Genomic DNA, 13,070 nt, shown 5'->3' on the forward strand with positions numbered 1-13,070 from the left:
CCTCTCTATCCGTAAGATTCCAAACGAAAATTATTCTCAAATATAGTGCAGTCTCTCCCCTTTACATAACGGAGCAATATTCATCACTTAATCCTGATGAAAACTATTTATGCAATCAGATCTAATCTCTGATGCGGTTTCAAACCAACGTCGTAGCGAAAAGCGTCGTTGGTCGGTCATCAGCATCCTACTCATCATTCTTGTCTTTTCTTTTGTATTAGACATCGCAACAGGCCCTTCTTTGCTAAACGTGAGAGATGTGGCTAAAGCGCTACTGAATCTTATTGGTTTTCCTGTCGAAGTAGATGCAACAACACAAGTCATTGTATCCAGCTTACGATTACCAATAGCTATTATGGCTGTCGTGGTGGGTGGCGTATTAGGTGTGGGTGGCGCTGAAATGCAAACTCTACTTAATAACTCTATGGCGAGCCCCTACACATTAGGAATGGCGGCTGCAGCGGGGTTTGGTGCTGCTATGATGTTGTATTTCGGCTCTTTAGGCATCAATACAAATATTGCCGTGCCTTTAGGGGCCTTTGTTTGCTGTATGTTAGCTGCTACATTTTTATTTGCGCTAGCCACTATGAGACACATTAGCTCAGGACAACTTATATTGGCTGGGATCGCTTTATTATTCCTTTTTCAATCTCTATTGTCGCTTGTGCAATTTATATCCTCACCGGAGCTAAGCCAACAAATTCTATTCTGGCTTTTCGGCAGCTTATCAAAAGCCTCTTGGAGCAATCTTTCTATTATCGCCAGCGTCACAGTAGTCTGTATGTTCTTTTTAATTCGTGATGCTTGGAAACTAACCGCATTACGATTAGGTGAAGAAAGAGCAAAAAGTCTTGGTGTTAATATCACTCAGCTCAGGTTACGAACTCTGCTGATCGTCGCTGTAATGACGGCAACCGTCACCAGTTTCGTTGGCATTATTGGATTTGTCGGCATTGTGGCACCTAACATTGCTAAGATGTTAGTAGGAGAAGATCAACGTTTTTTCTTACCTCTGTCGTTTATTATCGGAGCTTTTTTACTCTCTAGTGCGTCTGTTTTGTCTAAAGTTATCGTGCCTGGAGCCCTCTTCCCAATAGGTATTGTCACCGCCATCATTGGCGTGCCATTCTTCTTTTGGTTGATCTTAGGTAAAAGGCGCTAATCCATGCTGACAGTAAATAATCTTAACGTCACCCTAGACGACCTCGTTCTAGCCAATGATATGTCGTTTGCCTTAGAACCAGGTAAAGTAAACGTAATTATTGGACCAAATGGCACAGGTAAAAGCACGCTATTAAAAACCTTGTTTGGCGATATTCACGCTAAATCAGGCGCCATTTCTTTTGATAACGAAACACTCCAGCGCAAGCAGCTATCTCGATGGCGCAAGCAGTTTGGTTATATGCCCCAAGATATTCGCCTCGATGTGGAATTAAGTGTTTTAGAAGTTGTGTTACTTGGGCAATTAAATACTTTAGGTTTTCGCTTGGATGACAGCGTTATCGAAGAAGCGCTATCCGCTCTAGATAAGATAGGTCTGTTGCATCTTGCAGACCGCCAAGTAAATAAGCTGAGTGGCGGTCAGTGCCAAATGATTTTATTCGCTCAAGCTTTAATGCGTAAGCCTAAAATCCTCATGTTAGACGAACCTGTCAGCGCATTAGACTTACATTTTCAGCATGTTCTTCTTGATCATCTAGATGCGCAGACCAAAGAGCAAGGCTGGATTACCATCATGGTACTTCACGATCTTAACCTTGCCGCTCAATATGCTGACAATCTGCTCGTTCTTAAAGATGGCAAACTGGTTGCCAACGGTCACCCAAGCGACATTCTCACACCGTCTTTGGTAAAAAATGTCTATAACGTCAATGCTGATATTACCAAAGATGCCTCAGGGATTCCTTTTGTACGCACAATTAGAAACATCCGGGGGGCTTCTACCAGCAAGACTACAGAAGCAAATCATCAGCCTAAGACTAAAAAAATAACAAGTATCGCTGAGGGTATTATCTGATCGCTCTAGGCTCGGAAATCGATTGTTTCACGTTATTATTTTATTAAGGCTTACAATCACACCATCATGTTTTCAAAACACCTAATAAAAGATTGGCAATTACTCTCTCCTGCCGGCCGAGTATTGGTCATTAATGGTTTCACATTCAATCTTGGCTTTTACATGCTACTACCCTACTTAGCTGATCACTTACAGCATAATTTGGGCATCAGTGGTTGGTATGTTGGTGTGATCATCGGGCTTAGAGTATTAAGCCAGCAAGGCATGTTTCTAGTTGGTGGTACCTTAGGGGATAGACTAGGCTACAAGCGCCTCATTCTATTGGGTTGTGCCGTTCGCATTATTGGTTTTACCTTACTCGGTGTTGGTCAGACTATTCCCACCCTAATTTTAGGAGCATTTTGCTCTGGCTTTGCTGGCGCACTTTTCACGCCGAGCAGCCAAGCTTATTTAGCCTCGGAATACCCAGAGCAAAAAGCCAGAGATAAAGTCTTCGCACTGCAAAACCTTACGTCCGGAGCAGGAATGTTACTAGGACCATTGGTAGGCTTATCTCTACTCTACTTCGATTTCGCTTTAGTTGGTGTCATTTCAGCGGGGTTATTTTCCTTACTATTTGTTATTCAATGGTGTTTCCTACCTGAACTAGAATCACAAAAAAATACAGTACACGCCCATTCGCACTTTTGGAAACAATGGAGCCAAATGCTTAGGCATAAATCATTTATGCAATTTGTGTTGTGTGCCTCAGTCTATCAATTATTATTCCACCAGCTTTATATTGCTGTTCCCCATGAAATTCGCGCCGTCACTCAAGACGTTAGTATCATTACTTGGGTTTTCGCAACCTCTTCTATTATGGGTGTATTAATGCAAATGCCTGTAAGTCGGTTCGTGGAATCTCGCTTGGGAACAGCGCGTGGCGTTGGGTTAGGTATGGCTATTATGGGCTCCAGCTACTTATGGCTCAATATTAGTCTACCGTGGCTACCAGCCTTGCCATTCGTTATTTGTGCGGTCTTTTTTAGCCTTGGCTCTATGTTAGTGTTCCCGCTGTTAGGCTCTTATGTGCCTAAATTTTGTTCACCTAAAGAGCTAGGTAGCCATTACGGTTTGTATTCTTGTGTAGGTGGTATTTACGCGTTTATCGGCAACATCAGCACCGGTTGGCTGTTATCTTCAACAAACATAGATCATGCTTGGGTTTGGTCAGGACTAGCGAGCTTCGGAATTTTGTCTGGCGCACTGCTCTTCTTACAAGTAAACCAACATGCTAAGCGTCAAAATATCGGCTTAATGCAATAAAACATCATGCCATGCAGTTATACATTCATATATATGTAAATATTCACTTAATAACTTAATACTAAGATAACTTTATGTTAATTTAAGTAAAAATTTAGCGCGCTTTAATCACGTGCTTCAAATGGACTATATTTTTTGCAGGAGCAAACAAATGATTAAAAGTCATAGTAATTGCTATGGTTCAAAAGAACCTATTTATCAACAATCATTTGCATTCCCCCTCTCTACCGCCCAACGCGGACAATGGATCGCCCAAAAATTAGCCCCTAAAAATACTGCCTTCAATATTGCCGAATATGTGGAAATTAAAGGGAGCATTGATACTATTCACTTCACATCCGCTATAAAGCAGCTCATCAGCGAAGCTGATTGCATTCGCAGCCAAATAATCGAAGAAAATGACTCAACCATCCAAATAATTCAACAAACAGATGAAGGTTATTTTTCTTTACTGGACGTGAGCGATACTGACAATCCTCATCAAGCCGCAATAAAGTTGATGACAGATGATATGATGCAACCACTTACAAAGCCTGGCGATATGTTATGGCGCAGCGATCTTATTAAAATAGCGAATAAACATTACTACTGGTACCACCGCTGCCATCATGTCGCTTTAGACGGTTTTGGAGGCAATTTACTTACCCTCAGACTCGCTCAAATATACAACGCACTAGTCAAGGGTCAGGATACAGGAGCCAATCCTTTTGGGTCACTGGCGTCACTAGTTGAAAGTGAAAATGAATATAAATCCTCTAAACGTTATAAGAAAGATCGTCAGTACTGGCTAGAAAATCTAATCAACTTGCCCGATACTGCATCACTTTCACAAAGGGTAGATCCATCACAAAAGAGCAAGTCATTACGACAATCGCTAACACTATCACAAACACTAAAAGACAAGTTAACAGCTGTCGGACAACTGGTTAATGCTAGCCTGCCACAAACTCTTATTGCTTTAGTTGCCGCGTATTTTTACCGTATGACAGGTGCAAACGATTTAGTTTTCGCGATGCCAGTTACAGCAAGGTCCCAGCGATCCCAACGCAATACTCCAGGCATGATGGCTAACGCTGTACCTATTCGACTAAGCTTATCAACAGAAATAACACTAGAAGAGTTAATTTCCCAAGTATCTAAAGTTGTACTAAAAGCGCTTCGCCACCAACAATATCGTTATGAAGATTTAAAACGAGACCTAGGGCTAATGTCTGCAGGGCAGCAAATAGCTTCGCTAGGCGTCAACATTGAACCCTTTAACTACGACTTAACCTTTGGTAGTTGTTCGACATCGTTGCACAACTTAAGTAACGCGCTAATCGACGACCTCACTGTCTTTATCTTTGACCGCAATGACAATAACGGTTTAAAAGTCGAATTCGATGCCAACCCAACACGCTATACAACAGGCGAGTTAAAAAACCATTTAGCACAATTTGAGCGCCTAGTAGACGGCATGATACTTTCGCCAAGCACCCCTATCAGCAAAGCGACGCTATTAAGCGAAAGTGAACGCAATAAAATTTTGCATGCTTGGAACGATACAGCTAGTCCGATTCCTCAAGAGTCCGTTGTGGATGCCTTTCAAAAGCAAGCCTTTAGTACGCCCTTTGCTCTTGCCGTTTCTTCTTCAGTGCAAAACTCTTTAAGCTATGCAGAACTAGACGGACTGTCTAATGCTTGGGCAAACAAGCTGATAAAAGAGCAAGTTTGCCCAGGAGACTTAGTAGCAATCGCACTAACACGAAATACAGATATGTTAGTTGCTTTGCTCGGCACATTAAAAGCGGGAGCGGCTTATCTACCACTGGACCCAGATTTTCCAGAAGAGCGTCTTCGCAGTATAGTTGAAGACGCTAAGCCAAAATTAATACTCAGCTGTCATGACGCCATTAGCCAGCTTCCCAAAGTTAAGACGCCAATAATGCTCATTGATGAGCCACATTCCGATATTTCCTTAGACAGCAACGCGACTCCCCCTACTGGAATCACAATCCAAGGAAATAGCCCTGCCTATGTTATCTATACATCTGGTTCTACGGGTCGACCAAAAGGAGTAGAAATCCCACATGGCGCCTTGATGAATTTCTTATACGCTATGCAAAAAGAACTCAATCTTACAAGCCAAGATAAGTTCTTAGCTGTTACCACCATTTCATTCGATATTTCTATTCTTGAATTGTTCTTACCAATGACAGTTGGAGCATCCGTAGTGATTGCTGATAGGAAAACCGTTCGAGACCCACAAGCTTTAACAGAGCTCGCTGTCAAAGAAGGCGTAACCTTGCTCCAAGCTACACCGTCTCTTTGGCAGGCATTATTACCAACATACAGCAATGAATTACACGGCATTAAACCTTTAGTTGGAGGCGAAGCGCTACCAGGTCAACTCGCTCAAACAATGGCAAAACTTGGCCACCCTGTAGTCAACCTATACGGACCAACAGAAACAACGATTTGGTCAAGCATTATGCCCCTTACAAAACAAACAGACCTTCGTCACCCTCCAATTGGCAGACCGCTTCTAAATACTCAAATGTATGTTTTAGACCACGCAATGGAGCCTGTTCCAGTAGGTGTAACAGGCGACCTATACATTGCTGGTGATGGTTTAGCCCTAGGCTATTACCAACGACCAGACTTAACAAACGAACGCTTTATCTCAAATCCATACGGCAAAGAGGACAGCCGCCTATACATTACAGGAGACAAAGCTCGTTGGCGCCAAGATGGATTGTTGGAGTACCAAGGCCGCGACGACCATCAAATTAAAATCCGCGGCTTCCGTATTGAAATTGGTGACATAGAATCCGCTTTGCTGGCATGCCGTGAGGTTATTCAAGCCATAGTTGTTGCTCAAACCTCCCCCAATGGAGACAAGCAGCTGGCGGCCTACGTTATACCTGTAGACACCAATCTTGATACTAGCGAACTTCGTCGCCAGCTCATTAATGTACTGCCTGACTATATGGTTCCTGCACACTTCATATTGCTGCACAAAATGCCATTAACGCCGAATGGAAAGGTAGACCGTAAAGCCTTGCCATTGCCGTCTTGGCAAGCGTCTAATAGCTATGAGCCACCAAGAAATCAATTAGAAGAAATGCTCACGACCCTTTGGGCAGAGACACTAGGGCTGACTCTTGTCGGCATCCGCGATAGCTTTTTTGAAATTGGCGGTGATTCCATATCCGCAACAAGGATTTTGAATCACATCCAGAAGAATTTATTAGTTGAGGTGCCATTAGGTGTTTTGTTTAAAGCTTCCACTATTGCTGATCTTTCTGACTATTTAAGTAGTAGCGAAGACTGGGATCCGATGATTAGCACACTTCCGATCAAATCAAGTGGAACGGATTCTCCGTTGTTTTGTGTTCACCCTGCCCTAGGCCTTTCTTGGGGCTACTCGGGACTGCTGCGTCATCTGCCCAAATCAACTCCCGTATATGGTTTGCAAGCAACAGGGTTGCGTCATGCGGCACGTTTGCCAGAATCCATAGAAGAAATGGCTGAAGAGTATTTATTACAAATTAAGCGCATTCAACCTCAAGGACCATACAACCTTCTAGGCTGGTCTTTTGGTGGCTTAGTTGCCCATGCAATTGCGGAAAAACTGCAAGCACAAAGTGAAACAGTGTCTTTTTTATGCATGCTAGACAGCTATCCTTACAAAATTGGTTATCAACAACCACAAAATGAAGCGGACATCGTTAGAGCGGCCCTACTCTTCCTTGGTTATGATCTCAGTACATTGGAAAAATTGCCGATTAACAAAGAAGAATTAGCGTCGTTGTTATGGCGAGATTATGACGATTCTTCCATGTCAGTGGTTCAAGACATTCAAAAAAGCCAAGCCGATATTATGGAAAGAGTTCAAATAATTATTGAAAACAACTTAGCACTCGCTGGTCGCTTCAAACCAGGAAAAGTTAATGCCGACTTGCTGTTTTTTGTGGCCGAAGAAAGTGCAAATGGTTCCATGGGCAATATTCTAGAGCATCAATCAAATGCATGGATATCAAGAGTGACAGGAAATATAGAAGTTCATAAAGTCCCTTGCCGACATCAAGACATGCTGGATTCTGAGCCCCTCAGTATCATTGGTCCAATCATCCATGAACACGTATTAAACGCTAAAGCCAAGTAGCTACTAAATGAATAGCCGTCAGCATAATGCTGACGGCTATTCATAGCTCCTATCACCCAATCAATAACGTAATTGCTCTAACCCACAAAACGGATCTATCATCTATCGCTGTCGTTTCACAAAACGTTAAACGCCCAACGATTCCATCAACTACGGCTTTTTGCACTTCCAATAAAGGACTGTACGCGTTGATGTAAGTTGGCAGCCAGTCATAGTTTTTCGTACCCAATGCCATTCTGGCTTCAAACACTGTGACTTCAAAGCCTTCATATTCCAGCATATTAGGTACCTGGAGTGGTATAGCTTCAGGAATCAAAAATGTTTTTGATTCCTGTCGATATCACTAAATCACAAACTAGCACCCTTAATCGCTTAACGAATGATAAGGAAGTTAATACACAAAGTCACAGGTAAAAAAAAGCCCCGCATCCGCGAGGCTATTTAGCATTCATTATAACCAGTAATTAAACAGAGGCGTTTTTCACTGAGAACATACCGTAAGCTGCTACAATTAAGAAACAAACAGCAGGCACGACATAGGATGTGATAGCCCCGTATTCATCGATAGTTGCACCTTGTATTAATGGCATCACGGCACCACCCAAAATAGCCATGACCAAACCCGCAGAACCGAATTTCGTATCGCTACCAAGACCGTCCAATGCGATGCTGTAAATGGTTGGAAACATCAAAGATAAACAAGCTGAAATAGACACAATTGCCCAAACACCAGTTACACCTGGCACCATGACAGCATAAAGACACAACACACTGCCCAACAAAGCCAAAATACTCAACAATACAGCGGGACGGAAAAAGCCCATCAACCAAGTCATCACAAAGCGCGATACCAAGAAAATAATCAAACTGTACTGCAAGTAATCAGACGCACTGGCTTCGGTACCGCCAAGTGTTTCTTGCACATATTGAATGGTAAAGGTCCAAGTACAGGTTTGCGCTGCCACGTTGAAGAACTGTGCAACCACGCCCCAACGGTATTGTTTTCTAGTGAGCAAGCGTCCAAGTGTCGCTACAAAATCAATCTTCTGCACTTCATCAACATTGATCTTATTAGCCGATTTAGGCACACGCATAAAATAGATAAGCGCCCAGATGATCATCAACACAAACGCCATGCCGACATAAGGTGTCATCACACTGTTTAACTCATCAGCGCGAATACTAAGCAAGGCTTCTGGCGCCATAGTCGCTCTTTCTTCTGCCGTGGCCGTGTTTAGATTCGGTAGAATCAATGTCGCTGCCAAAAACACACCGATGTTAGTACCTACAGGGTTAAACGCCTGAGCCAAGTTCAAACGACGTGCAGCACTGCCTTCTGGCCCCATGGTCATCACAAATGGGTTCGCCGAGGTTTCTAAAATAGATAAGCCTGCGGCCAAAATAAACAAAGCAGCTAAAAAGAAACCATAGGTCATCGAAACACTGGCAGGATAAAACGCCAAAGCACCTAAAATCGCCAAGCCTAATCCTGTCAACACGCCCGCTTTATAAGAGTAACGGGCATTGATAAACGCAGCAGGAATCGCCAAGCAGAAATACGCGCCATAATAAGCGAACTGTACTAAAGCCGATTCAAAGGTGCTCATGGTAAAAATTTTGCTAAACACTTTTACCAAAGGATCTGTCATGTTGGCGGCAACGCCCCATGCAGCAAAACAGGTAATCAATAAGATAAATGCGATTTTCATGTTCGGATAAACGAACGGAGCAGATAAGGATTTTTCTGGAGCTGTATTTTGATTTTTCATAAAGCAAACAACATCTATTATTTTATAGTTGGATGGCAGGATATACTGCAATTTGCCCCCAAAAGAGACAGACTAAAAGCACTTCACCACCATCAGACATTGATATAGGCCAACCGTAGTTAGGACAGTATTTTGGTAGATTTAAAACCACCAAAAGCGCCCTTTCTACGACCAACATCAAACACAAGGTGCGAAATCCTACCACCAACTTTCTATAAAAATGCGCTTGCAGAACAAAACTTAGCGCTCTGTAAACGAATTGATATTTTCTTACCCATTTCATTAACATAAATGAAATATTGATGACTGGCGGTTCATTTTATCAGTCAAAACAAGATACTAAACATAGCCTATTCACTTACTGGTATTCTTTCTGAGCAACCTTAATGCATTCGCAGTAACCAAGGCCGTTGCGCCAGAATCCGCCAACACGGCAAGCCAAAGCCCAGTTAAACCCAACAAGGTTGTCACCAAAAACACCGCCTTTAATCCTAAGGCAATGGTGATATTTTGACGAATATTGACATTGGTCGCACGGGATAAGCGAATCATCTCAGCCAAGCCTTGCAAACGGTTATGCGTCAGTGCTGCGTCCGCCGTTTCTAACGCCACGTCTGTGCCACTCCCCATCGCAATGCCTATGGTAGATGCCTTCATCGCTGGTGCGTCATTAATACCATCACCCACCATGGCGGTGGCTTGTTGTTGATTCAATTCAGTCACCGCGGTGACTTTATCTTCCGGCAACAAACTCGCGCGGTAATCTATGTTCAGCTCCGCGGCAATCGCCGCTGCGGCACGGGCATTATCACCGGTTAGCATTACACCATTAATACCCAGATCAGCTAAGTCTTTAAGCGCGGCTTTAGCGTCATCGCGTAATCTATCCCGCAACGCGATCAAACCGAAAAGCTCGCCATCTTCAAGTACAACAACGACCGTTTTACCTTCTTCTTCAAGGCCAATAACTTGCTGTTGAATAGCATCCTCTAATGCTCGTTCTAACTTACTTGGGGCGCTTATACTTATTTTCTTACCCGCTAAATCCCCTTCTACACCAACGCCTGCCAAGGTTTTACGATTATCTGCATGAGCTAGAGTGACGCCCTGCTGCTCGGTGTAATCCACAATGGCCTTCGCCAACGGATGATGAGACCCCATTTCAACGGCCGCTGCTGCAGCCAATACATGGTGCTCAGTAGCCTGATTAAACGTCACCACATCCGTCACGCTTGGCTTACCTTCTGTGAGGGTGCCTGTTTTATCAAAGGCGATGGTTTTGATTCGACCCAGTTGCTCTAACGCCAACCCCCCCTTAATCAAAGCTCCTCGACGAGTTGCCGCGGCCAATCCAGAAGTGATCGCGGCTGGCGTAGAAATGACCAAGGCACAAGGACAGCCAATCAACAGCAAAGCCAAACCACGATATATCCACGTATCCCAAGGCTGAGCAAAGGCCAAGGGTGGAATCAAGATCACCAAAACAGAAATCAGCATAATCACTGGCGTGTAAATGCGACTGAATTTATCTAAGAAACGCTCAAGCGGTGCTCGGCGCTCTTCCGCTTCTTCAATAAGATGCAAAATTCGATCAATGGCGTTATTCCCCGGTTTCGATACTACTTTGAGTCGTACAACCCTATCGGCCAACAAGCTACCAGCGGGAACTTTTTCATCACGCAATCGTTCAACAGGAACCGATTCTCCAGTCAACGCGCTTTCATCGAAACTTGCCATCTCGGACAAAAGCTCAGCATCCGCAGGCAAGCGTTCACCCGGCGACACTTCAATTTCATCCCCTGGACGTAAATCCGCTATAGCGATTTTTTGACGCTCACCATTTTTGATAATCAAGGCTTCTTCTGGCAGCAAGGCCATCAAGGCGCTGACGCCCTTGCGCGCGCGATTCGCCGCAAAAGATTCCAAGCACTCGCCAATCATAAACAGCAACAACACCATGGCCGCTTCTGCGGTGGCACCGATAAATAACGCGCCAACGGCTGCCACACTCATTAAGGTCTCAATGGCAAACGGCGAACCGCTGCGCATCATGCGCCATGATTTTTTCACGATGGGCACTAAACCAACCAGGGTGGTAACAATAAACGCCGTCTCACCCAATACAGGATTAAATTGCGTTACCCCCCAGCTGAATAGCATCAGTACAGCCAACCCGACAATCGGGCCGTATTCTCGCAAGTTTTCAAAAGACAACAATGATGAGGAAGCTTCTGGAACCGCCGTTAAAGGCTGTAAATCAAAACCAATGCCTTTTACGGCTTCTTGGATTTTTTCAGACACATCAGCATCCGCCGAAACACGTAATTTTTCGGTAGAAAAAACCACATTGGCGCTCACCACGCCATCCACAGAAGATACAGCCTTTTCAATGGAACGCGCACAACTGGCACAATCCATTCCGCTGACTCGCCAAGTATAATTTTTTCCGGTTAATTGGGCTTCAGAGGTATCGTCAGCTTCCGCGGAAGCACAGCAACTGGCGTCGCCTTCGTCATCCGAAGAACTGCACTGACTTTCTTTTTTTCCACTATCTTCGCTTGCGCAGCAAGAGGAAACCTCACTTTGCGTGGAACAGCAAGAGCTACTTGTTTCTTGATGTACGTGTGATGAATGATGTTTTGATTGGTGACACTGGCATGAAGAATGAGATTGGCAATTTTCTTTATGTTGACCTGATAAATGATGCATACATCTCTCCTGTTATGAGTCTATAACAAGAGTGTAGACCTTGGAGTACAGTCCAAGGTCAAGCAGCAGTTTGATATTTAATTTAAAAAGTGTGTTTACGCTTTCACCGAAACACCTTCTATTTCTAATACCGTTTTCGCGTCAGTGCGTTCCATGATTTTCACCAAGGCCGATTGTATCACTTCGTCTTCACGCACATCACTTTGGCCCGCAAAACGCTGATCTTGTGGCTCTGCGCCTTCTTCAGCCGTAAAAGTCACAACCACTTCTGTGGCGATTTCTTCTGTTTCGCCGAAGTACGCAATGGAAAGTTGCGGATAACCTTTGAAACCCATTTTTACTTTCTTCGCGATACGCTTTTTAGATTTGTCTATGTTCATGTTGCCTGCCTAGAGGGAAAGGTATTGAGTATCAATAAAAACTATTGCTGGATTAAACCACAAAGCAGACTAATCAAGGTAAGTTAAACATAAAATAACCCCACCCTAGGGACCCTTTTGCCAAGAAGATGGGAACAAAAAGCTCTAAACTCCTCCCCCTGCCAAGGGGGAGGTTGGGAGGGGGTAATCACTTAATTAAACTAAGCGCCGCTCTAAATTCATCCGCTCGACAATCTCCAATCAATTCAAACAAGCACATTTCCAGACTAGTCACTTCCGCGCCTTTGCGAGCTAACTTGGCGAGCGCCATGCCTTTGTTCTCTATCGTTCGAGATGATACACAATCGCTAACCAATTCCACGTCATAACCTAAATCCAACAAGCCTAGCGCACTTTGATACACACAAATATGCGCTTCGATGCCGGTAATCAGCCACGAGTTCATCTTGGCCTTTTTAACCGCCTCGACAAAAGCTGGTTCGCCACAGGCACTAAAGGAATACTTAGCAATAGGTTCAACCCTATCCAAAACTTCGCGTAGTTCTGGCACAGTTGCGCCCAATTTCTCTGGGTTTTGCTCCAACCACAGAATCGGCATTCCCAATAACTTGGCGGCTTTTACTAGCGTGACCAAATTGGCAATAAAGGCCTCGCTGTCATGAACAATAGTCGCGAGCTTTCCTTGAACGTCTATTACTACCAAACCGGTTTTGTCTTTTCTTAACATGCAGCTTTCCTTTTTT

9 protein-coding genes are annotated in these 13,070 nt (G+C 43.9%); 4 read left to right on the plus strand and 5 right to left on the minus strand.

The features are described 5' to 3' along the window. Nucleotides 1-109: 109 nt before the first annotated feature. From DFP77_RS11690 to DFP77_RS11705, 4 genes are all read left to right on the plus strand, one after another. On the plus strand, nt 110-1,162 hold the full coding sequence (locus DFP77_RS11690; protein ID WP_114412465.1) for a FecCD family ABC transporter permease: 1,053 nt from the start codon (nt 110-112) through the stop codon (nt 1,160-1,162). A gap of 3 nt (nt 1,163-1,165) precedes the next feature. Beyond that, nucleotides 1,166-2,017: an ABC transporter ATP-binding protein gene (locus tag DFP77_RS11695; RefSeq protein ID WP_114412466.1), complete on the plus strand. Its 852-nt coding sequence runs from the start codon at nt 1,166-1,168 to the stop codon at nt 2,015-2,017. A gap of 66 nt (nt 2,018-2,083) precedes the next feature. Next, nucleotides 2,084-3,322 carry an MDR family MFS transporter gene (locus DFP77_RS11700; RefSeq protein ID WP_114412467.1) on the plus strand — a complete coding sequence of 413 codons (1,239 nt, stop codon included), beginning with the start codon at nt 2,084-2,086 and terminating at the stop codon, nt 3,320-3,322. 151 nt (nt 3,323-3,473) lie between these two features. Beyond that, complete coding sequence (locus tag DFP77_RS11705; RefSeq protein ID WP_181858544.1) at nt 3,474-7,469, plus strand: non-ribosomal peptide synthetase; 3,996 nt, start codon at nt 3,474-3,476, stop codon at nt 7,467-7,469. A 52-nt stretch (nt 7,470-7,521) separates the two neighbouring features. Here DFP77_RS11705 and DFP77_RS11710 read toward each other — a convergent pair whose 3' ends face one another. The 5 genes from DFP77_RS11710 to DFP77_RS11730 all read right to left on the minus strand — a co-directional run bounded on the left by DFP77_RS11710 (nt 7,522) and on the right by DFP77_RS11730 (nt 13,054). Then, a complete protein-coding gene (locus tag DFP77_RS11710; protein WP_114412469.1) occupies nt 7,522-7,749 on the minus strand; it encodes a hypothetical protein in 228 nt (75 codons plus the stop codon). Nucleotides 7,750-7,933: 184 nt separating this feature from the next. Next, complete coding sequence (gene fucP, locus DFP77_RS11715) at nt 7,934-9,238, minus strand: L-fucose:H+ symporter permease (protein ID WP_114412470.1); 1,305 nt, start codon at nt 9,236-9,238, stop codon at nt 7,934-7,936. A gap of 354 nt (nt 9,239-9,592) precedes the next feature. Next, nucleotides 9,593-11,947, minus strand: coding sequence for a zinc/cadmium/mercury/lead-transporting ATPase (locus tag DFP77_RS11720; RefSeq protein ID WP_114412471.1), 2,355 nt, complete (start codon nt 11,945-11,947; stop codon nt 9,593-9,595). A 95-nt stretch (nt 11,948-12,042) separates the two neighbouring features. Further along, nucleotides 12,043-12,327, minus strand: a complete 285-nt coding sequence (locus DFP77_RS11725) for a hypothetical protein (protein ID WP_114412472.1) — start codon at nt 12,325-12,327, stop codon at nt 12,043-12,045. Nucleotides 12,328-12,514: 187 nt separating this feature from the next. Next, on the minus strand, nt 12,515-13,054 hold the full coding sequence (locus DFP77_RS11730; protein WP_114412473.1) for a hydrolase: 540 nt from the start codon (nt 13,052-13,054) through the stop codon (nt 12,515-12,517). Nucleotides 13,055-13,070: the final 16 nt, after the last annotated feature.

It is taken from the genome of Marinomonas foliarum (assembly GCF_003337275.1).
Taxonomy (GTDB): Bacteria; Pseudomonadota; Gammaproteobacteria; order Pseudomonadales; family Marinomonadaceae; genus Marinomonas; species Marinomonas foliarum.